Below are 21,641 nucleotides of genomic sequence, written 5' to 3' on the forward strand. Positions count from 1 at the left end.
CATGGCGCGGGTTGCCGCCGTCGACTGCGGGACCAACTCGATCCGGCTGCTGGTCGCTGACGTGACCACGCGGGACGACGGCACGGTGTGGCTGCGGGACGTGCACCGCGAGATGCAGGTCGTCCGGCTCGGGCAGGGGGTCGACGCCACGGGGCGGCTGCACCCCGACGCGATCAAGCGCACGAAGGACGCCCTGCTGGACTACGCGCGCACGATGCAGCGCAAGGGCGTGGAGCGCGTGCGGATGGTGGCCACGAGTGCCACACGGGACGCGAGCAACCGGCACGACTTCTTCGGCATGACCGAGGAGGTGCTCGGGGCGCCGGCGGAGGTGATCTCCGGGGACGAGGAGGCGCGGCTGTCCTACCTCGGCGCGGTCGCCGACCTAGACCCGGACGGGGGACCCTTCCTCGTCACCGATCTGGGTGGTGGCAGCACCGAGTTCGTCCTCGGCAGCGGTGCGGAGGTCGAGGCGGCGCGGTCGATGGACATCGGTTGCGTGCGGCTGACCGAGCGGTTCCTCCACTCCGACCCGCCCGAGAAGGGCGAGGTCGACAAGGCGGAAGCGTTTGCGCGCGAGCAGGTCCAATTGGCCTTCGAAACAGTTCCGGTCGAGAAGACGCGCACGTGGATCGGCGTTGCCGGAACGGTCACGACGTTGTCCGCCCTGGTCCAGGGGTTGGCGGTGTACAACAGCGACGAAATCCACCTCTCCCGCATCACACTTGACAATGTTCGTGAAATCACTGACAGTGTTCTCTCCATGACGCATGATGAACGGGCCGGGTTGGGACCCATGCATCCCGGCCGGGTGGACGTCATCTGCGGTGGAGCGATCGTTCTGCGCGCGATTGCCGAGGAGCTGCACAATCGCGCGGGAACTGACGTGCTCGTTTGCAGCGAGCACGACATCCTCGACGGCATCGCGTTTTCGCTGGTCCAGCGCTGAATTAAGGTCGACTTGAGACGATCGTGACGAGTTTGTGACCGGTTTCAGTGCGCGTACTCCTGGACACCCCGGTTAACGTCCTCTCACGTTTTGGGAGGTGGACGAGACCTCCCGGGGAGGCGTGCGCCCGCACCACTTGCGGCGCCGCCGGGAATAGGCGGGAGAGATTGATGTCGCGATCACGGGTTGCGTGGGTGGCTCTGCCGGCCGCGCTGGCCATGACGCTCAGCGCGTGCGGCGGGGGTGGCGGTTCGTCCACCTCCGAGGGCAAGGAGAACCCCGAAGGCACGGTGTCCATCTACGGCACCGAGCCCAAGAGCACGCTGTTCCCGGCCAACACGACCGAGGCCGGTGGCTCCAAGGTCACCGAGGCCCTGTTCGCGCGCCTCGTGGACTACGCGCCGGAGGACGGCAAGCCCACCAACCTCATGGCGGAGTCGATCGAGTCGACCGACGCCAAGGTCTACACCGTCAAGATCAAGCAGGGCTGGAAGTTCCACGACGGGACCGAGGTCAAGGCGAAGAACTTCGTCGACGGCTGGAACTGGTCGGCCAACGCGAACAACGCGCAGCAGGCCGCCTCGTTCTTCTCGGTCATCCAGGGCTTCAAGGACGTGCACCCGGCTGACGAGGCCGCGAAGCCGACCGCCGACAAGATGTCCGGCCTCGAGGTCGTCAGCGACTACGAGTTCAAGGTCACGCTCAACGCGCCGACCTCGGTCTTCACCACCATGGTCGGCTACCTGCCGTTCTCGCCGCTGCCGGACGCGTTCTTCGCGGACCCCAAGGCGTTCGAGGCCAAGCCGATCGGCAACGGCCCGCTGAAGTTCGTCTCGCGCACGCCGAACTCGCTCATCAAGCTCGACCGCTTCGACGACTACAAGGGCGAGAAGGTCCACTTCAAGACCCTCGACATCAAGATCTACTCCAGCCAGGAGACCGCCTACCAGGACCTGGTGGCCGGCAAGCTGGACTTCATGGAGGCCCTGCCCCCGTCGGCCAAGGTCGGCGAGAAGTACAAGGCGGACCTCGGTGACCAGGTCCTGACCGCGAACCTGCTGGGCCAGAGCGCGATCGCCCTGCCGTACTACGTCCCGGCGTTCAAGGACAACGTGAAGCTCCGCCAGGCCATCTCCATGGCCATCAACCGCGAGCAGATCACCAAGACCGTCCTCGCCGGCTCCTTCACGCCGTCCGACGGCTGGGTCTCGCCCGGCATCAACGGCTACCGCAAGGGCGTCTGCGGCGAGTACTGCACGTACAACCCGGAGAAGGCGAAGCAGCTCCTGCAGGAGTCCGGCTTCACCGGCAAGCTGACCATCCAGTCCAACCAGGACGGTGGCCGCAAGGAGCCGCTCGAGGCGGCCTGCAACAGCATCAAGCAGGCGCTGGGCGTGGAGTGCGAGTTCGTCGGTGCCACCAACTTCGGTGCGTTCCGCCAGATCGTCGACGGCAAGCAGCTGACCGGCATGAGCCGTTCCGACTGGTCGGCCGACTACCCGTCGATCGAGAACTTCCTCAACCCGCTGTACCGCACCGGTGGTTCGTCCAACGACTCGAACTACTCGAGCCCGGTGGTCGACAAGCTCCTGGAGCAGGCCGACGGCACCGCGGACGAGGCCGCCGCGATCAAGCTGTACCAGCAGGCGGAGGACCAGATCGCGAAGGACATGCCGTCCATCCCGACCTGGAACGAGAAGGGCATCGGCGGTCGTTCGAAGAACCTGCTCGCCGCCAAGCTGACCTTCAAGCGTGACGCCGACCTCGCGTCGTTCCGCGTCAAGGGCTGACAGCCGAACACCCGTTGTGAGCAGCTAGCACGATCCGGCCTCGCGTCCACTGAGCGTCACGGGCGCGGGGCCGGAGCGGTGTTCAGGCTCAGACGCCCCCCACCACGCAAGGAGCCGACCTCATGGGTCGCTATGTGCTGCGCCGTCTGCTGCAGCTGATACCGGTCTTCCTGGGGACCACCTTCCTGATCTACGCCCTCGTCTGGGCGATTCCGCAGGACCCGTTCGCCGGCAAGTGCGGCCAGCGTCCGTGCGACCCGTCCTACGTCGCCGAGATGAGCGAGAAGCTCAACCTGAACGACCCGCTGGTCGTCCAGTACTTCAAGTACCTGGGCAACCTGGTCGTCGGTGACTTCGGCACCACCTTCAACGGCGTGTCCGTCGGCGAGCAGATCGCCACCTCGTGGCCCATCACGCTGAAGATGGGCATCATCGCGCTGATCATCGAGGCGGTCATCGGCATCATCGCCGGTGTCCTCACCGGTCTGCGCAAGTCCGGCTTCCTGGACAACCTGGTCCTGATCTCGACGCTGTTCCTGATCTCGCTGCCGGTGTTCGTCACCGGTTTCGTGCTGCGCCTGTACCTCGGCCCGCAGGGCTTCGACTTCATGGACACCTCGGTCAGCTCCGACCCGACGTTCGGTGAGCTGATCCTGCCCGGCTTCGTGCTCGGCAGCCTCTCGATGGCCTACGTCGCCCGCCTGAGCCGCAGCAGCATCGTGGAGAACCGCCGGTCCGACTACGTGCGCACCGCGATCGCCAAGGGCCAGCCGCAGTCCCGCGTCGTCGGCGTCCACCTGCTGCGCAACTCGCTGATCCCGGTGATCACGTTCCTCGGCACCGACCTCGGCAGCCTCATGGGTGGCGCGATCGTCACCGAGGGCGTCTTCAACATCAACGGCATCGGCGGCCTGATCTTCCGCGGCATCCAGGAGAAGGAAGGCGTCATGGTCACGGGCATCGTGACCCTGCTGGTGCTCGTGTACCTGCTGATGAGCCTGCTCGTCGACCTCCTGTACGCCGTTCTCGACCCGAGGATTCGCTATGAGTGACCCAGGATCCGTGTCCGGTGGAGCCGGACTCGAGGCGTCCGCGGCGGCCGGTGTCGACCAGCTCAGCCACGTCGACGACTCGTCGCAGAAGCAGCGCAAGCCCCGCTCGCTCTGGAGCGACGCGTGGGGCGAGCTGCGGCGCAAGCCCACGTTCATCATCTCGCTGGTCATCATCGCGGTCGTCGTGCTGATGGCGATCTGGCCGACGCTGTTCACGTCGGTCGACCCGCGCGCGGCGAACCTCGACAAGTCGCTGGCGCCGCCGTCGGGTGACGCCTGGTTCGGCTACGACCTACAGGGCTACGACGTCTACGCCCGTGCCATGCACGGCGCCCGCGCGTCGCTGCTCGTCGGCATCTTCGCGACCCTGCTGACCGTGCTGATCGGTTCGACCGTCGGCATCATCGCCGGGTACGCGAAGACCTGGATCGACAGCGTGCTGTCCCGGTTCGCCGACATCTTCGCCGGCATCCCGTTCGTGCTCGGCGCGATCGTCATCCTGACCACGCTGAACGCCCCGACCGAGAACCCCGGTGTGGTCAAGATCGTCACGCAGGTGGTGCTCTCGATCGCGGTGCTGTCGTGGCCGGTCGCGATGCGCATCATGCGGTCCGCGACGCTCGTGGCCAAGCAGCAGGACTACGTCAAGGCGGCCCGCGGTCTCGGCGCCTCGCCGATCCGCATCGTGTTCCGGCACCTGCTGCCGAACACGGTCGCGCCGGTGCTCGTGTACGCGACGATCGCGCTGGGTGCCTTCATCGGCGCCGAGGCGACGCTCGCGTTCCTCGGCATCGGCCTGCGCCCGCCGGTCGTGTCGTGGGGCGTGATGATCTCGGAGTCCCGCGACTACTTCCAGGCGGCACCGCACATGCTGCTGTTCCCCGCGGGCTTCGTGACGATCACCGTCCTGGCCTTCGTCATGCTCGGCGACGCCGTGCGCGACGCACTCGACCCCAAGTCCCGATAGGGGAGATCTCGTGACTCAGCCACTGCTGGAGGTCGAGGATCTCCACGTGGAATTCCGCACCCGCGACGGTGTCGCGAAGGTGCTCAACGGCGTGTCCTACCACGTCTCCGCCGGCGAGACCCTGGCCGTGCTGGGGGAGTCCGGTTCCGGCAAGTCCGTGACCGCCCAGACCATCATGGGCATCCTGGACATGCCGCCGGCGTTCATCACCAACGGCACCATCAAGTTCCGCGGCGAGGACCTGCTGACCAAGTCGGCGGAGGACCGCAGGCAGGTCCGCGGCGAGGGCATCGCCATGATCTTCCAGGACGCCCTCTCCGCGCTGAACCCGGTCTTCACCGTCGGGTTCCAGATCGAGGAGCAGCTCAAGGTCCGCCGCGGCATGTCCAAGGCGGACGCCCGCAAGCGCGCCGTCGAGCTGCTCGACCAGGTCAAGATCCCGAACGCCAAGGGACGGGTCAACGACTACCCGCACCAGTTCTCCGGCGGCATGCGGCAGCGCGCGATGATCGCGATGTCGCTCGCGCTCGACCCGGAGCTGCTGATCGCGGACGAGCCCACGACCGCACTGGACGTCACGGTGCAGGCCCAGATCATGGACCTGCTCGCGGAGATCCAGAAGGAACGCGACATGGGCATGATCCTGATCACCCACGACCTCGGCGTCGTCGCCGACGTCGCGGACCGGATCTCGGTCATGTACGCGGGCCGCATCGTCGAGCACGCCGACGTCTACGAGCTGTTCCGCGCGCCGGGGCACCCGTACACCGAGTCGCTGCTCGAGTCCCTGCCCCGCGTGGACCTGCGCGGCCAGGAGCTGAAGACGATCAAGGGTCTGCCACCGTCGCTGACCAACATCCCGCCCGGCTGCCCGTTCAACCCGCGCTGCCCGCGCGCGTTCGACCGGTGCGTCACCGAGGTCCCCGCCGTGCACAACCTCGGCATGGGCCGCACCAGCCGGTGCCACATCGCGGAGGAGGTCGTCGCTCGTGGCTGAGCCGATCCTCGAGGTGGAGAACCTCGTCAAGCACTTCCCGGTCCGCGTCGGCGTGCTGTTCAAGCGCACCGTGGGCCACGTCAAGGCCGTCGACGGCGTCTCGTTCTCGCTCGGCAAGGGCGAGACCCTGGGCGTCGTGGGCGAGTCCGGCTGCGGCAAGTCCACGCTGGCCCAGGTGCTGATGCGCCTGGAACCGCCGACGTCGGGCATCGCGCGCTTCGAGGGCCGCGACATCTTCGGCATGAAGGGCGCGGAGCTGCGCAAGCTGCGCCGCGACATCCAGATCGTGCTGCAGGACCCGTACACGTCGCTGAACCCGCGCATGACGGTCGGCGACATCGTCGGTGAGCCCTACGAGATCCACACCGAGGTCGCGCCCAAGGGCGACCGGCAGCGGAAGGTCCAGGAGCTCCTGGAGATCGTGGGCCTCAACCCGGAGCACATCAACCGGTACCCGCACCAGTTCTCCGGCGGCCAGCGCCAGCGCATCGGCATCGCGCGGGCACTGGCGCTGAAGCCCAAGGTGATCGTGTGCGACGAGCCGGTGTCCGCGCTCGACGTGTCGATCCAGGCGCAGGTCATGAACCTGCTGGGCGACCTCCAGCAGGAGATGGGCCTGTCGTACGTGTTCATCGCGCACGACCTGTCCGTCGTGCGGCACCTGTCGGACCGCGTCGCGGTGATGTACCTCGGCAAGATCGTGGAGATCGGCACCGAGGAGCAGATCTACGAGCACCCGACGCACCCGTACACGCAGGCGCTGCTGTCCGCGGTGCCGGTGCCGGACCCGACCCAGCGCGGCCGGCGCGACGTCATCCGGTTGACCGGTGACGTGCCGTCGCCGATCGACCCGCCGTCGGGCTGCCGGTTCCGCACGCGGTGCTGGAAGGCGCAGGACATCTGCGCCACCGAGGTGCCCGAGCTCGTCACGCGGGTCGCGAACCACCCGTCGGCCTGCCACTTCGCCGAGGAGCGCGCGGTCGTCTGACCGTCGTTCCCAGGTGCACGCGGGGAGCTTTCGTACTCTTCTGGGGTACGGGGGCTCCCCGCGTGCGTTCTCGGGGTACGGGGGCTCCCCGCGTGCGCTTCAGGGCCGGGCGAGGTGGGTGATCGACACGCCGGGGGCGACGTCGTGCGTGCCGGTTTCGACGAAACCGCGGCCGCGGTACAGGCGCAGGGCGGGCTCGTTGAGGGTGCCGGTGCTGACCGACTGCGGCCCCTCCGGCAACGCGTCGAGCAGCTTCGTCGCGATGCCACGGCGGTGCGCCCGCGGGTGCACGACCAGCCGGTGGATGTCCACGGTGGACCCGTCGAGCACGTAGGACACCGCGCCCGCGAGACCTTCTCCGTCGTACAGCCCGAGGAACGTCTCACCGCACGCGCGCAGCTCGTCGAGCGACTCGTGCAGCGGCGGGATGCCGTCGAAGCCGATCAGCTCGGCCTCGACGGCGTACGCCAGCCGTTGCACCGTCCACAGCTCGCGCAGGACGGTGTCGTCGGTCAGGTCCAGGATCACGTGTTCGACGAGTTCCGGACGAACGCGGCCAGGTCCTCCGACTGCTGGATGCGGCTGGGCTCGTGGACGTACATCATGTGGCCGGCCGGGTAGTAGGCCGACTCGATGTTCGCGGTGAGCTCCTTCGGGATCTGCAGGTGCGCGATCAGGTGCTCGGCGGCGAAGTACGGCGTGGCGCCGTCGTACCAGCCGAACGCCACGTGCACCTTCAGGTGCGGGTTCGAGCGCATCGCGGCCGAGAGCTTGCCCGCCGTGGTGACGTGCCGGCCCTCGAACTCCTTGTAGGACCACTGCTCGATGACCCGCGAGAGCACCTCGTAGGGCAGGTCGCTGGAGTAGCCCAGCTCGGCGTGCAGGTAGTGGTTGAGCACCGCCGCGTACGGGCCGAGGATGGCGTCGATGGACGGGTCCGCGGAGATCTCCTCGCGGCCGTAGTCCTTGTCCCACCCGGTGAACCTGGCGTCGATGCGGCCGACGGTCTTGCGGTCCTTGCGCAGCAGCTCGGTGAAGAACCGGATGTGCTCGATGCGCAGGTCGACCGCGTCCACGTACTCCTCGGACAGGCCGGTGAGGTGCGCGATCCTGCTGATCGCCGCCGCGCGCTCGTGGTCGGGCAGGCGGTTGCCGCGGGCCAGCGCGTACGGGTAGTCGCGCGAGGCGAACTCCTCGGCCTCGGCGAGCACCTCCTTGAGCGGCCGGTCGCCGTGCAGGCCGTGGTAGTGCGCGATGGCCGCGTACGTCGGCAGGTAGAGCGCGTAGGCCAGGTCGTGGCCCTCGTTGAACTGCAGCGTCGCGAAGTCCAGCACCGACGAGATCAGCATGAGCCCGTTGAGGTACATGCCGTGCTTCTTCTGCAGGTGCTCGGCCAGCCCTGCCGCCCGCAACGTGCCGTACGACTCGCCGCACAGGAACTTCGGCGACATCCACCGCCCGTTGCGCGCGGTCCACAGCCGGATGATCTCCGCGATGGAGTCGATGTCGGGCTGGTAGCCGTGGTAGTCGCCCGGCTTCTGCCCCTCGGCGGCCCGCGAGTAGCCCGTCGACACCGGGTCGATGAACACCAGGTCGCTCTCGGCGAGCAACGTCTCCTCGTTGTCCGCGATGCCGTACGGCGGCGGCGTGAGGTTGCCGACGTCGCCCGACAGCACCCGGCGCGGTCCGAGGAGACCCATGTGCAGCCACACGCTGGCACTGCCGGGACCACCGTTGAACGCGAACGTGACCGGCCGCTTCAACGGGTCGGCGCCGTCCAGCGTGTAGGCGGTCAGGAACACCTCCGCCTTCGGCTTGTGACCCTCGAAGACGCCGTCCTTGAGCACCTCCTCCCTGAGCACGACACGCCCGGTGGTGGCGGTGTAGTTCAGCTCCCGGCCCTTGACGGTGGTGCTGTGCTGGGTGGTGACCAGATCATCGGCAGGAGATACTGGCTTCTCTTCGGTCTTCTCCTCGGACATGGGAGCAACACTACGGAACTCGACGATCGAATAACGTCCTGTCGAGCGTGCCCGCGCCTGGTCGCCTGGCGCGAAACCGCCGCGCGCACCAAACGCGCCGCCTTCCGCGACCAGGTCTACTGGGGCCGCCCGGTCCCCGGCTTCGGCCCGATGGACGCCTCCGTCCTCATCGTCGGCCTGGCCCCCGCGGCCCACGGCGGCAACCGCACGGGCCGCATGTTCACCGGCGACGCGTCCGGCGACTTCCTGTTCCGCGCGCTGTACGAGGTGGGCTTCGCCTCCCAGCCCACCAGCACCTCCCGTGACGACGGCCTGGAGCTCCACGGCCTGCGGATGGCCTCCCCGGTGCGGTGCGCGCCGCCGGAGAACAAGCCGACGACGGAGGAACGCGACCGGTGCCTGCCGTACCTGCGGGAGGAGATGGCGCTGCTGCCGAACCTGCGTTCCGTCGTGGTGCTGGGCGGGTTCGGGTGGAAGGCGTTCCTGCCGTTGGTGGGTGGCCCGCCGGTGAAGTTCGGGCACGGGGTGGAGGTGGAGGCCGGTGGGGTGCGCGTGTTCGGGTGCTACCACGTGTCGCCGCACAACACCTACACCGGGCGGTTGACGCAGGAGATGCTGCAAGGGCTGCTGCTGCGGGCCAAGGAGCACGCGGGGCTGAGCTGACTGGACGTGCGGCGGCGCCGCGCGGTGTTCCCGCACCGGGACCGACCGGCTCGATCCTGCGAACCGGTGGGGAAACGCGCGCGGGCGTGCGACGCTGGCGCGCATGAGGTGGTGGCGGGCCGGTGTGGCCGTCGCGGCGCTGCTGGTCGTGGCCGCCGCGGCGAGCGGGGCGTCGCCGGTGCGGTTCGTGCCGCGCACCGGCTCCTCGCCGCCGCGGCCCGCCGACAACTCGCTGCCGGTGGACCTGCAGGTGCCCGGTGAGCTGCCGGACGTGGTGGCGGTGCCGTTCACGGTGTTCCTGTTCGTGCTGCTGGTGCTCGTCCTGTTCGGACTGGTCGGCCTCGTGCTCGCGGTCGAGCTGCCGCCGTGGCGCCGGCGCGGGGGCACCCGCGGGGTAGAGGTGGGGGACACCGCGCTGCCGCCGGAGCAGGCGCTCGTCCGGCGGGCCGAGAAGGCGTTGCAGGAGTTCACGGAGCACCCGAACCGGCCGCCGCGGGACGCCGTCATCGCTGCCTGGCTGGCGCTCGAAGGAACACGTACGCGCGAGCCGCACCAGACGTCGACCGAGTTCACCGGGGGCCTGGGCGTCGACGCCGACGTGCTCAGAGGTCTCTACCAACGCGCGCGGTTCGGGCACGAGGACGTCACCGCCCAGCAGGCGCGCGCCGCCAGGGACGAGCTGGACCGCATCATCAGGGAGCTCGCGTGAGGACCGTTCTCGCACTGGGCGCCGGGGTCGTCATCGGCGGCGTGCTGTGGTGGCTGGGCGCCACGCCGCTCTGGGCGACCGCGCTCGCCGTGCCGCCCGCCGCGTTCGCCGTGCTGGTCACCCGGCTGCCCAGGGCCACCGACGTGCTGTGGAGCGCGGGACCGCAGGTGCCGGGCTCGATCAGCACCGCCCACGCCAGCACGCTCGCGAGCAGGCTGGAGGAGGCCGCGGGGGATCAGACCCGGTTCGACGAGCGGTTCCGCGCGCGGTTGCGGCGGCTCGGCGTCGACGCCGACCGCATGCCGGACCCCGCGGACCTCGCGGAACGGCTCAGGAGGGTCGAGTGAGGGTCCGGGAGACCGGCACGCACGGCGTGTGGCTGCCCGAGGCCCTGCCGGCGCTGCGGCGCGTGCGGAGCACCGGGACCGCGGCGGACGAACCACCCGGGAGGGGCGAGTGACGATCGAGCTGGAGGCCGAGGCCGTTCTCGACGAGATCGGCCGGGTCGTGGTCGGGCGGGGGCGCACGGTGCGGCTCGCGCTCGCGGCGGTGCTGGCCGGTGGCCACGTGCTGCTGGAGGACGTGCCGGGGCTGGGCAAGACGCTGATCGCCCGGTCGCTCGCGCAGGCGCTCAGCCTCGACTTCCGGCGCCTGCAGTGCACGCCCGACCTGCTGCCCGCCGACGTCACCGGGTCGTTCCTCTACGACCCCGGCACGCGCGAGTTCGAGTTCCGCGAGGGGCCGGTGTTCACCGGGCTGCTGCTGGCCGACGAGATCAACCGCACGCCGCCCAAGACGCAGTCGGCGCTGCTGGAGGCCATGCAGGAGCGGCAGGTCACGGTCGAGGGCCGCACGTTCGCGCTGCCGGCGCCGTTCCACGTGCTGGCCACCTCCAACCCGGTGGAGTACGAGGGCACCTACCCGCTGCCGGAGGCGCAGCTCGACCGGTTCCTGGTGCGGCTCGACATCGGCTACCCGCCGGTCGACGAGGAGGTCGAGGTCCTGCGCAGGCGCATCGCCCGGCAGCGCGAGGACGCCGAGGTGCCGCCGGTGCTGGCGCCCGGCCGGCTCGCCGAGCTGCAGCGGGAGCTCGAACTGTCCACTGTGGACGAAGACGTGCTGCGGTACTGCGTCGACCTGGCCCGCGCGACGCGGCAGCACCCGTCGGTCGAGGTCGGCGCCTCCCCGCGGGGCGCGCAGGGGCTCGTGCTCGTCGCCCGCGCACTGGCCACCCTGGACGGACGCGGCTACGTGCTGCCAGAGGACGTGAAGGAGTGCGCCGTCGCGGTCCTCGCGCACCGGCTCGTGCTGAAGCCGGAGACGTGGACCTCCGGCGTGAGCGGCGTGCAGGTCGTGACCGAGCTGCTCGGCAGGGTGCCGGGACCACCGAGCGCATGAGCAGGGCCGACCGGGTTCGCAAGGCGTTCGCCGCCTCCCACGGCGCGCACTGGCACCCCACCGACGCCTATGCGCGGGCGGTGTGGCTGGGCCTCGGGCTGGTGCTGGCCGGACTGTTCCTGCACGAGGTGGAGCTCGTCCTGTTCGGCACCCCGCTCGTGCTGTCGGTGCTGCTCACGACCAGGCCGAAGGGCACGCCGACGGTGGAGGTCCGGCCCGTCCCGCGCGGTGCGGGCGCAGGGCTCGTGCACACCGTCGCCCACGTCGAGGGCGCCGACGCCGAGATCGCCGTCGTGAAGCTGCCCGGCAAGGTCGTCGCGCTGCCCGCCGAGGTGCCCGACCTGCCCGTCGAGGTCCGCCGCGACGCCTGGGGACCCGGCGTCGACCTGCGGCTCGACCACCTCTTCGCCGGACCGGACGGCCTGCACGTCCACGGCCCGGTCGTCGGCGTCGAGCACGTCCGCACGATCCTGCCGCCGGTCGAGCACCACCCGGCCGGCCTGGTCGGCGTCCACCGCTCACCACGCCCCGGCGACTCGACCGAGCTGCGCGACATCCGCGCGTTCCAGCCCGGCGACCGGCTGCGGCGGATCGACTGGCGGGTCACCACCCGCACCGGCGCGCTGCACGTCCGCGAACGGCACGCGGAGGCCGACGCGGAGGTCGTGCTGGCGGTGGACACCAGGACCGACCTCGGCGCCGAGGTCGGCGAGTGGGCGTCGGTCCGCCACGGCGCCACCACCCGCCCGGACGGCAGCCTGGACCGCTCGGTGCGCGGCGCCGCGTCGATGGCCGCCGGGTACCTGCGGCAGGGCGACCGGGTGGCGCTGGTGGACCTGGGCCGGCCGCAGCTCAACGTCCGCTCCGGCGTCGGGCGCCGCCACCTGATGCGCATCCGCACGCAGCTCGTCGTGTGCGCGCAGGCCGCGGGGTGGTCGGCCAAACCCGTGCTGCGCGCTCTCCCGCACGGCTGCGTGGTCGTGCTGCTGTCGCCGTTCATCGACGACGACATCGCCGACCTGGCCGTGCAGACGGCGAAACGCGGTCACCTGGTGCTGGCGGTCGACACGCTGCCCTCGCCGCTGGAACCCGACCGCGAGACCCCGTGGGGCGAGGTGGCGGCGGAGCTGATCGCCGCGGAGCACCGGGTGCGGCTGCGGCGGATGGCGCGGCACGGCGTGAGGGTGACGAGCGGATGCTGATGCGGCTCGCGCTCGTCCTGGCCGCGCTCCCGGTGGCCCTGGTCCTCGACGCCGAAGCGGACTCGATCGTGCCGCTGGTCGTCGTCGCGGGGCTGACCGCGTTGTCGGTGTTCCTGCCGGCGAGCGCGGGACCGGCGTTGCTCATCGGGTACGCGGCGGTCACGATGGCGTTCGGGGACGGGCACCCGCTGCGGCTCGGGGTGCTGGTGATGATCCCGTTGTTGCACCTCGTTCACGTGACGTCCGCGCTCGCGGCGGTCGTTCCGGTGAAAACGAATGTGGAACCCGCCGCGCTGAAAGCACCGGCACGCCGGTTCGCCATTGTCCAGACGATCACATTCGTTGTTGCGGCGTTCACCGCGTTCATCCCATCAGGGACTCGGACCGGGCTCGTGGAACTGCTCGGCCTGGGCTCTCTCACGGTGCTCATCGGGGTCGTCGCACTGAGGATCTGAACCGTTCCTCTCAGCGAGAACCGGTCGAACCGGGCTCCCGGCGCAGGTCAGTGCCGAGGGTGTCCGGCGTCACCCGGCGACGGTAGTCACAACGGCCCCTCCGGACGCGCGAAAAATGGGGTCGTGGTGCAACCATGTGTGTATGGCTGCTGTGAAGTCGCAACCCACGCGAATCGTCATTGTCGGCGGTGGGTACGTCGGGATGTACACGGCTCTCGGACTGCAGAAGAAGCTGCGTTCCGGTGAGGCGTCGGTCACCGTCATCGACCCGCAGCCGCACATGACCTACCAGCCCTTCCTGCCAGAGGCGGCGGCCGGCTCCATCGAGCCGCGCCACGTCGTCGCCCCCCTGCGCAAGGTGCTCAAGCGCTGCCACGTCGTCACGGGCCGCGTCACCAAGATCGAGCACGCGCGCAAGATCGTGACCGCCGAGCTGTCGGACGGCCACGTCGAGGAGATCGAGTACGACGTGCTCGTCTCCGCGTTGGGTGCGATCTCCCGCACGCTCCCGATCCCCGGCCTGGCCGAGGTCGGCATCGGCATGAAGACGATCGGCGAGGCGATCTACGTCCGCAACCACGTGCTGTCGCGCCTGGACCAAGCCGCCAGCACGAACAACGCGGACCTGCGCAAGAAGCTCCTGAGCTTCGTCGTGATCGGTGGTGGCTTCGCGGGCATCGAGACGCTCGCCGAGCTTGAGGACATGACGCGGTATGCGCTCAAGTACTACGAGGGCATCAAGCCCGAAGAGATGAACTGGGTCCTCGTCGAGGCGATGGGCCGGATCATGCCCGAGGTCTCCGCGAAGCTCGGTGCGTGGACGGTCGAGGCGCTGGAGAAGCGCGGTATCAAGATCTACCTCGACACCCGCGTGAAGTCGCTGGAGAACGGGCACGTCGTCCTCGACGACGGCACCGAGTTCGACTCCGACACGATCATCTGGACCGCCGGCATGAAGGCGAACCCGGTGCTGCGCAACACCGACCTGCCGCTCGACGAGCGCGGTCGCGTCCGCTGCACCGCCGCCATGCAGGTGCAGGGCCTCGAAGGCGTGTGGGCCGCCGGTGACTGCTCCGCGGTGCCGGACCTCTCGCGCACCGACGAGGACCCGACGGCGACGTGCGTGCCGAACGCGCAGCACGCCATCCGCCAGTCGAAGCTGCTCTCCAAGAACATCGTCGCGTCGCTGCGCGGCCAGAAGCCGAAGGACTACTTCCACAAGTACCTCGGCTCGGTCGCCGGCCTCGGCCTCTACAAGGGCGTCGCGGACGTGTTCGGCCTGCGCTTCAAGGGCCTGCCGGCGTGGTTCATGCACCGCAGCTACCACGTGGCGTTCATGCCGACCGTGAACCGCAAGCTCCGCGTGCTGATGGACTGGACGCAGGCGCTGTTCTACGGCCGCGAGGTCGTGGCGCTCGGCCAGATCAACGACCCGAAGTCGGACTTCGACCGCGCGGTCCAGAGCTGATCCTGGTTCGGTCCAGTGGGCCGAACGCGTGACCGCCACTCGCTGTGAGTGTGAAGATGCCCCGGACGACACCTCGTCCGGGGCACTCTTATGGCCCAGAGGCGGAACTTGAGCGCCCAATCGGAGTAAAGCGCTGACGCCTGCCTTGACATTGCGTTACGTGAACCTGAGACTACGGCTGGTGCATCACCTGAATGCGTGGTGCGCCCGTGTGGGAAAGAGGTGATCCCGATGTCTCTCGAGGAGCTGGCCGCACAGCTTCGTCGCGGCGAGATCGAGGACCCCGCGTTGGCGCGGTACGCCGCGGAGTACGCACAGGCGGGGAAGAGTTTCAGCAGCAAGAAGGACGATTGAGCAGGTCGGCTGACGGGCGGGTGCCGAGTGCCCCGTCCGAGGCTGCCAGACCACTGCTGCTGCAGGGTCAGGACTACCTCTTCCGCTCTCCTCCCAAGTGCCTGGACTTCCAGGAGCAGGTCCACCGCCTCGGCATGGTCGACGAGGGCGACGGAAACCCCCAGCCGTGCGTGCTGGTCCTGGCGCGCGCCGCCGACATGGAGATGAACGAGCTCTCCATCGCACTGGCCGAGCGCGGCATCCGGATGGCCCGCATCGATGCCGACCGCTGCGTCGACCTCCCGCTGTCGGTCTACACCGACCAGCCCCTCGTCGAGCTCGACCGCTGGCTGCTGCGCCCCCTGCTGGTCTGGCGCCGTCACTTCGAGCTCTCCGCGGTCCCCGTCGAGCCCGGCACCCTCGCCGGCGCCTACGCGGTCGACCAGTGGGCCTCAGTGGCCAACTGGCTGTCCTCCCGCTCCGACTGGGCCCACGTGAACCCCTCGCGCTTCTCGACGCACCTGGACCGCCTCACGCAGCTCTCCGACGCCGCCGCGTTCGGCCTGCGCGTGCCCCGCACCGCCGTGACGACCCGCCCCGGCCGCACCCGCCCCGGCGGTGGCCGCTGCATCGTCAAGACCGCGGGCCGCCACCTGCTCGAACCCCGCCCCGGCGTCCAGCACGGCCTGTTCCCGCGCCCGCTGGAGACCTCCAGGGCCTCCGACGCCCCCGAACCCGCGCCGGTGATCGTGCAGGAGTACGTCCCCTCCGACACCGAGCTGCGCGTCTTCGTGATCGGCGAACGCTGCATCGCCTACCAGGTCGACAAGCTCGACCCGGCCCAGCTGTGGGTGGACCCGGACGCCGTCCGCGTGACCCCGACCTCGGTCCCCACCTCGCTGTCGGACCGCCTGCTGGCACTGGCCCGCCACTGGCGCGTCCAGGTCGCCGCCTTCGACCTCCTCGTCACCGGCCGCGACCACGTGTTCCTGGAGATCAACGTCAACTGCGACTGGCGCTGGTTCGAACACCGCGCCGGCGACAACTCCGTGTCCGCCGCCGTCCACGACTGGGTCGCGCTGCGCTTCAAGGAGCTGCTCGGAGCGGGGAGGACGCGCTGATGTTCGGGTCCGTTCGATGCTTAGCCGGATGCTCGCTCTAGTCCAATTCACTGGGCCGCTCGGGCGAGAAACGACCATCCGCGCACACAAGCCGACGATCAAGGCCTAGGCTCCCCGTCGCCCCCGTAGCCCAATCGGTAGAGGCAGGTCCCTTAAAAGGATCACAGTACGGGTTCGAATCCCGTCGGGGGCACCATGCGCATCACCCGGTCGACCACGGCGTTGACCAGCGCGACCGTGCCGCAGAGTTGATCTTGTAACCGTCGGTGACACCCATTGGTCACCGATCTTCCCGGAGCGCTGAGAGCGCTCCCGCCCTTCTGCCGGGACGGCTGAGAGTTCTCGCAGCTCAGACCCCCTCCGTTACAGGATTTGGCAAACCTTTCATCGTCACCTAATCCATTCGGGTGTCAGCATGCCCACTGGGCTAACGACGACTACGGAGAGGCATATATCCCGGTCACGAGCATGTCCATAGGGGGACGAAGGGGGCCGGGATGCCGAACCCGATCGTGACCGAGAACCAGTTGCCGGGGAGTCCGAAGTCCGAGTGGGACGGCATCAGCGGGGCCGCTGATCCCACCCTGGCGGGCTTCACCACGAAGCTGAGCGTCAACAGGGGCCAGACGATCGACTTCAAGATCCACTCGAACTCCGCGAACTACCGCATCGACATCTACCGGCTCGGCTACTACGGGGGTGCCGGCGCGCGGAAGGTGCACACGATCCAGCGCACCACCTCGTCGGTGCAGCCGGCCGCGTTCAACGACCTCGGCACCGGGTTGTGGGACGCGTCGAACTGGTCGGTCACCGCCTCGTGGGCCGTGCCCGCGACCATGGTGTCCGGTGTGTTCCTCGCGAAGCTGGTGCGGCAGGACGGGGTCGCGGGGGCGAGTCACATCCCGTTCGTCGTGCGCGGCGACGGGACGCAGCGCGACATCGTCTTCCAGACCTCGGACACCACCTGGCAGGCTTACAACGGGTGGGGTGGCGCGAACCTCTACGGCGGCAACGCGGCGACCGGGACGCCGACGGGGCGGGCGTTCAAGGTGAGCTGCAACCGGCCGTTCAGCACGCGGCTCGCGCAGGGCGGTGTGGACGCCGGGCCGCAGGACTTCGTGCTCAGCGCCGAGTACGCGATGATCAGGTGGTTGGAGCGCAACGGGTACGACGTGGCCTACGTGACCGGCCTGGACGTCGGGCCGGGCAACTACGTCCTCACCAACCACCACGTGTACCTCTCGGTCGGGCACGACGAGTACTGGTCGGGGGCGCAGCGTGCGCGCGTCGAGGCGGCCAGGGACGCGGGGGTGCACCTGTGCTTCTTCAGCGGCAACGAGGTCTACTGGCGGGTCCGCTGGGAGCCCGACGTCACCGGCACGCCGAACCGGACCATGGTCTGCTACAAGGAGACCAGGAACGCCGCCAAGATCGACCCGAGTCCGGAGTGGACGGGCACCTGGCGCGACCCGGCGTTCTCACCGCCCTCGAACGGCGGCGTCGCGGAGAACCGGTTGACGGGCACCAGCTTCTCCGTCGACTCGCACCAGGCCGACCGGATCGAGGTGCCGGAGGCGTACGGGAAGCTGCGGTTCTGGCGCAACACCGGCATGGCCGCGCTGACCGCGGGGCAGGTCGGGTACGTCGAGGACGGCGTGCTCGGCTACGAGTGGGACGAGTCGCCGGACAACCGGTTCCGGCCGCCGACGCTCGTCAAGCTCTCCCGCACCGACCGGTTCATCGGCGCCAAGTACCTCCTCGACTACGGCACCACGACCGGTGACGGCGACGCCACCCACCACCTCACGCTCTACCGGGCGCCCAGTGGTGCCCTGGTCTTCGGCGCCGGCACGGTGTTCTGGTCGTTCGCACTCGACGCGGTGCACGACTACACCAGCACCGACCCGTCCATGCCCGTGGTGTCCGAGGACCGCGACGCGCAGCAGGCAACCGTGAACCTGTTCGCGGACATGGGTGTGCAGCCGGAGACGTTGCAGGGCAACCTGACGCCCGCCACGGCCTCGACGGACACCACGCCGCCGGTCACGGTGATCACGACGCCCGCGAACGGTGCGACGTTCACGCAGCAGGCGCAGGTGATCATCAGCGGCACGGCGAGCGACGTCGGCGGCCGCGTCGCGACCGTCGAGGTGTCCACCGACAACGGCCAGTCCTGGCGGGCCGCCACGGGTACGACGAGCTGGTCGTTCTCCTGGTGGCCGCACCTGCCGGGCACGTACGCGGTCAAGGTGCGGGCCGTCGACGACAGCCTCAACGTCGAGAACGGGCCCACGCGCACGGTGACGGTGACGCCCGCGGCCTCGGTGCGGCTCTTCCAGCCCACCGACGTGCCGTACGGGCTGCACGCGCCCGACGAGAACCCGCTGGAGCACGGCATGCGGTTCTCCGTCAACACGCCCGGTTCCGCCACCGCGCTGCGGTTCTACAAGAACCCGTACAACACCGGTGCGCACACCGCCCGGCTCTACAACGCGGCCGGCACCAAGCTCGCCGAGGTGGGCTCCACCAGCGAGACCGCGAGCGGCTGGCAGCAGGTGAACATCGCCCCGGTCGCGTTGACGCCCGGCGAGACCTACACCGTCAGCGTGCACTCGGCGAAGTTCGAGAACTCCGACCACAACTTCTTCCACGTCCCGCGCACGTGCGGTGCGATCACCGCGCCCGCCGACGCCGGCGTGTTCCGCTACGGCGCGGGCGGCACCATGCCCACCGAGACGTTCCTGAAGTCCAACTACTGGGTCGACGTGGTGTTCGCGCGGGCGGGCGGTGCCGGCAACCTGGCGCCCGTCGCGGTCGGCAACAGCGGCTTCACCACGCCGGTGGGCACCGCGCTCACGATCCCCGCGGCGACGTTGCTGGCCAACGACTCCGACCCCAACGGCTACCCGATCTCGATGGTGTCGGCGGGTTCCGCCACCAACGGCACGGTGAGCTTCGACGCGGGCGCCCAGACCGTCACGTTCACGCCCACCGCCGGTTTCTCCGGGCCCGCGAGCTTCCAGTACACGATCACCAACGGGTTCCTGCAGTCCTCGACGACGGTGAGCCTGAACGTCGGTGTCGCGATGACCGCGCAGTCGCTGTTCACCGGCGCCGACGTGCCCGCCATCCCGAACTCCACCGACAACGGCCCGGTCGAGCTCGGCGTGAAGTTCCAGTGCACGGTGGCGGGGGCGAGCGCGACCGGTGTGAAGTTCTACAAGGGCACGCTGAACACCGGGCCGCACACCGGCCGGTTGTGGAGCGCCACCACCGGCGTGCTGCTCGCGACCGCCACGTTCAGCGGTGAGACGGCGAGCGGCTGGCAGAGCGCGGCCTTCCCGTCACCGGTGTTGTTGACGCAGAACCAGTTCTACGTCGTCTCGTACCACACGACGACGAAGTACTCGGTGACCGAGAACGGGTTCACCTCGGCGCGGACGGCGGGGCAGCTCGTCGCACCGTCGAGTGCGAGCGCGGGCGGCAACGGCGTCTTCACCTACGGCCCGGCGGGCAGCTTCCCCTCGTCGTCGTTCGCGGCCAGCAACTACTTCGTCGACGTCATCGCCGCGGTCCCGGTGCAGCCGCCGGCACCGGTCTCGTTGTTCAGCGGCTCCGACGTGCCCGCGATCGTGAACTCCGGCGACGTCGGCCCGCTGGAGCTGGGCGTCAAGTTCCGCACGTCCTCGGCGAACGCCACGGCGACGGGCATCAAGTTCTACAAGGGTTCCCTGAACACGGGCACGCACGTCGCGCACCTGTGGAACGCCGCCACGCAGCAGCTGCTCGCCACGGCGACGTTCACCGGCGAGTCGGCGAGCGGCTGGCAGACCGTGACCTTCGCGAACCCGGTGCCGTTGACGGCCAACACCACCTACATCGCCGCGTACCACACGACGACGCGCTACTCGGTGACGAACGGCTACTTCGCCAATGCCAGGGTGGTCGGCTCGTTGACCGCGCCGTCGAGTGCGAGCGCGGGCGGCAACGGGGTGTTCGTCTACGGCCCGGCCGGGTCGTTCCCCGCGTCCAGCTTCGACTCCACGAACTACTGGGTGGACGTGGTCGTGCAGGCCGGCTGAGCAGGGCTACCAGGTGGGGCGTGCGGTCACCCCGCCGTCGACGACCAGGTCGTGGCCGGTGATCCACGCCGCCAGGTCGGAGGCGAGGAACACGCACGCGTTCCCCACGTCCTCGGGCGTGCCGAGGCGGTGCAACGGGGCGGCGTCGTGCCAGCGCGCGACGCCCTCCGGCCACTGCTCCTCGATGCCGGGGCGGCTGATCAGGCCGGGGGACACGGTGTTCACCCGCAGCCGCGGCCCGTACTCCTGGGCCGCGGCCCGCGCGTGCACGACCAGCGCGGCCTTGGAGGCGCTGTAGTGGGCGTGGCCCGCGGCCGGGTGGGTGCCCTCGATCGACGCGATGTGCGTGATCGACCCGCCCTGCGGCAGGACCTCTGCGGCCGCCTGGGTGACGGCGAACGGCCCGGTCAGGTTGATGTCCACAACGGACTGCCAGGACTCGGTGCTCATGCCCGGCAACGGTTCCACGGGCTGCACACCGGCGTTGTTCACCACCGCGTCGAGCCTGCCGTGCAGTGCGAAGGCCTCCTCGACCACGCGCCGCGCCGCGAACCGCAGGTCGCCGTCGGCACGGCCGCGGTGCGGCACGACGACGGCGCCGGCCGCGGTGAACCGGCGTGCGATGCCGGCCCCGATCGTGCCGCCCGCACCGGTGACCAGGACGACCCGGCCGCTGAGGTCGATCACGAGACGATGCCCTCCAACCGGTCGCGCAACCAGTCGACGATCTCACCACGGCCGGCCACGAAGCCCGCCGCCCCCAGCGCGTCGCCGCCGACGTGGTGGAACACGCCGCCGGCCGCCCGCACCAGCACCGCGCCGGCCGCCACGTCCCACGGGTGGATGCCCAGGTTCGCCGCCGCGTCCGCCCGCCCGGCCGCGACCCAGGCCAGCGACAGCGCCGTCACGTAGACCCGCCGCACGTCCGCGACGGCGAGCAGGTCGGCCAGCAGCTCCACCTCGCCGCTGTAGGGGCTGCCGGGCAACGGGACGTCGGTCAGCACCACCGGCCGCGGGCTCGGTCCCGGCGGGATCACCAGCCCGGCCGACCGCACCGCGAACGGCACGCCCTCGGCCGCGGTGAACAGCTCGTCGCGGAACGGGTCCAGCACGCACCCCGCCACCAGCCGCCCGTCCACCGCCGCCGCCACCGACAGGCACGCGAGCGGCAGCCCGCGGACGAAGTTGCGGGTGCCGTCGATCGGGTCGACGTACCAGGTGATCCGAGCCTGCTCCGCGCCCAGCTCCTCGCCGACGACGGCGGAACCGGGCACGTCGAGCGCACGCCGCAGGAACGCCTCGACCGCCAGGTCGACACTGCTGACCTGGTCGAACGCGCCCTTCGCGGCAACGTCCACCGGCAGCTCGCGCAGCAGCTTCGCGGCGTCCACGCAGGCCTGCGCGGCGAGGTCGAGGAGTTCGCCAGGAGTCACGCCCCCATTGTGATCGGTCACAAACCCGACCGGCCGACTCTGGGCAACGTCC

The 21,641-nt window shown here is 69.8% G+C and carries 20 protein-coding genes and 1 tRNA gene; 17 read left to right on the forward strand and 4 right to left on the reverse strand.

The annotated features are described in order from the left end of the window. Position 1: 1 nt before the first annotated feature. The 6 genes from AB0A63_RS06265 to AB0A63_RS06290 all read left to right on the forward strand — a co-directional run bounded on the left by AB0A63_RS06265 (position 2) and on the right by AB0A63_RS06290 (position 6,743). Positions 2-949, forward strand: coding sequence for a Ppx/GppA phosphatase family protein (locus AB0A63_RS06265; protein ID WP_360385916.1), 948 nt, complete (start codon positions 2-4; stop codon positions 947-949). 170 nt (positions 950-1,119) lie between these two features. Beyond that, a complete protein-coding gene (locus AB0A63_RS06270; protein WP_360385918.1) occupies positions 1,120-2,739 on the forward strand; it encodes an ABC transporter substrate-binding protein in 1,620 nt (539 codons plus the stop codon). A 122-nt stretch (positions 2,740-2,861) separates the two neighbouring features. Then, the gene (locus AB0A63_RS06275) at positions 2,862-3,791 is read left to right on the forward strand and encodes an ABC transporter permease (RefSeq protein ID WP_360385920.1); all 930 of its coding nucleotides are present in this window, start codon (positions 2,862-2,864) and stop codon (positions 3,789-3,791) included. Further along, positions 3,784-4,758, forward strand: a complete 975-nt coding sequence (locus AB0A63_RS06280) for an ABC transporter permease (RefSeq protein WP_360385922.1) — start codon at positions 3,784-3,786, stop codon at positions 4,756-4,758. The genes AB0A63_RS06275 and AB0A63_RS06280 overlap by 8 nt, the downstream gene beginning before the upstream one ends. 10 nt (positions 4,759-4,768) lie before the next feature. Next, positions 4,769-5,755, forward strand: coding sequence for an ABC transporter ATP-binding protein (locus AB0A63_RS06285; protein ID WP_360385924.1), 987 nt, complete (start codon positions 4,769-4,771; stop codon positions 5,753-5,755). Then, positions 5,748-6,743 carry a dipeptide ABC transporter ATP-binding protein gene (locus tag AB0A63_RS06290; RefSeq protein WP_360385926.1) on the forward strand — a complete coding sequence of 332 codons (996 nt, stop codon included), beginning with the start codon at positions 5,748-5,750 and terminating at the stop codon, positions 6,741-6,743. Before AB0A63_RS06285 ends, AB0A63_RS06290 begins: the two co-directional genes overlap by 8 nt. A gap of 99 nt (positions 6,744-6,842) precedes the next feature. Here AB0A63_RS06290 and AB0A63_RS06295 read toward each other — a convergent pair whose 3' ends face one another. Next, positions 6,843-7,271: a GNAT family N-acetyltransferase gene (locus tag AB0A63_RS06295; RefSeq protein ID WP_360385928.1), complete on the reverse strand. Its 429-nt coding sequence runs from the start codon at positions 7,269-7,271 to the stop codon at positions 6,843-6,845. Then, a complete protein-coding gene (locus AB0A63_RS06300) occupies positions 7,268-8,725 on the reverse strand; it encodes a peptidase S10 (RefSeq protein WP_360385930.1) in 1,458 nt (485 codons plus the stop codon). The genes AB0A63_RS06295 and AB0A63_RS06300 overlap by 4 nt, the downstream gene beginning before the upstream one ends. On the opposite strand from AB0A63_RS06300, the gene AB0A63_RS06305 reads away from it, so the two are divergent. The 11 genes from AB0A63_RS06305 (at position 8,681) to AB0A63_RS06355 (ending at position 20,156) form a co-directional block, all read left to right on the forward strand. Next, positions 8,681-9,388 (forward strand): uracil-DNA glycosylase, encoded by a 708-nt coding sequence (locus AB0A63_RS06305; protein ID WP_360386676.1) that lies wholly within the window; start codon positions 8,681-8,683, stop codon positions 9,386-9,388. The genes AB0A63_RS06300 and AB0A63_RS06305 overlap by 45 nt on opposite strands. 103 nt (positions 9,389-9,491) lie before the next feature. Continuing rightward, complete coding sequence (locus AB0A63_RS06310; protein WP_360385932.1) at positions 9,492-10,097, forward strand: hypothetical protein; 606 nt, start codon at positions 9,492-9,494, stop codon at positions 10,095-10,097. Then, positions 10,094-10,444 (forward strand): hypothetical protein, encoded by a 351-nt coding sequence (locus AB0A63_RS06315; protein ID WP_360385934.1) that lies wholly within the window; start codon positions 10,094-10,096, stop codon positions 10,442-10,444. Before AB0A63_RS06310 ends, AB0A63_RS06315 begins: the two co-directional genes overlap by 4 nt. 109 nt (positions 10,445-10,553) lie before the next feature. Beyond that, positions 10,554-11,495, forward strand: coding sequence for a MoxR family ATPase (locus AB0A63_RS06320; protein ID WP_360385936.1), 942 nt, complete (start codon positions 10,554-10,556; stop codon positions 11,493-11,495). After that, positions 11,492-12,697, forward strand: a complete 1,206-nt coding sequence (locus tag AB0A63_RS06325; protein WP_360385938.1) for a DUF58 domain-containing protein — start codon at positions 11,492-11,494, stop codon at positions 12,695-12,697. The genes AB0A63_RS06320 and AB0A63_RS06325 overlap by 4 nt, the downstream gene beginning before the upstream one ends. After that, positions 12,691-13,152 carry a hypothetical protein gene (locus AB0A63_RS06330; RefSeq protein WP_360385940.1) on the forward strand — a complete coding sequence of 154 codons (462 nt, stop codon included), beginning with the start codon at positions 12,691-12,693 and terminating at the stop codon, positions 13,150-13,152. Before AB0A63_RS06325 ends, AB0A63_RS06330 begins: the two co-directional genes overlap by 7 nt. A 142-nt stretch (positions 13,153-13,294) precedes the next feature. Continuing rightward, entirely contained in the window at positions 13,295-14,620 is a 1,326-nt protein-coding gene (locus AB0A63_RS06335; RefSeq protein ID WP_360385942.1) for an NAD(P)/FAD-dependent oxidoreductase, read from the forward strand. A 231-nt stretch (positions 14,621-14,851) separates the two neighbouring features. Continuing rightward, positions 14,852-14,974 (forward strand): hypothetical protein, encoded by a 123-nt coding sequence (locus tag AB0A63_RS06340; RefSeq protein ID WP_360385944.1) that lies wholly within the window; start codon positions 14,852-14,854, stop codon positions 14,972-14,974. Next, the gene (locus AB0A63_RS06345; RefSeq protein WP_360385946.1) at positions 14,971-16,074 is read left to right on the forward strand and encodes a hypothetical protein; all 1,104 of its coding nucleotides are present in this window, start codon (positions 14,971-14,973) and stop codon (positions 16,072-16,074) included. Before AB0A63_RS06340 ends, AB0A63_RS06345 begins: the two co-directional genes overlap by 4 nt. Positions 16,075-16,193: 119 nt before the next feature. Further along, positions 16,194-16,270 (forward strand) — tRNA-Leu (locus AB0A63_RS06350). A gap of 301 nt (positions 16,271-16,571) precedes the next feature. Next, positions 16,572-20,156, forward strand: a complete 3,585-nt coding sequence (locus tag AB0A63_RS06355) for a DUF4082 domain-containing protein (protein WP_360385948.1) — start codon at positions 16,572-16,574, stop codon at positions 20,154-20,156. Positions 20,157-20,162: 6 nt separating this feature from the next. Here AB0A63_RS06355 and AB0A63_RS06360 read toward each other — a convergent pair whose 3' ends face one another. After that, entirely contained in the window at positions 20,163-20,843 is a 681-nt protein-coding gene (locus AB0A63_RS06360) for an SDR family oxidoreductase (protein ID WP_360385950.1), read from the reverse strand. Beyond that, complete coding sequence (locus AB0A63_RS06365) at positions 20,840-21,589, reverse strand: inositol monophosphatase (RefSeq protein WP_360385952.1); 750 nt, start codon at positions 21,587-21,589, stop codon at positions 20,840-20,842. The genes AB0A63_RS06360 and AB0A63_RS06365 overlap by 4 nt, the downstream gene beginning before the upstream one ends. Positions 21,590-21,641 lie beyond the last annotated feature (52 nt).

It is taken from the genome of Lentzea sp. NPDC042327 (genome assembly GCF_040647275.1).
Classification (GTDB): domain Bacteria; phylum Actinomycetota; class Actinomycetes; order Mycobacteriales; family Pseudonocardiaceae; genus Lentzea.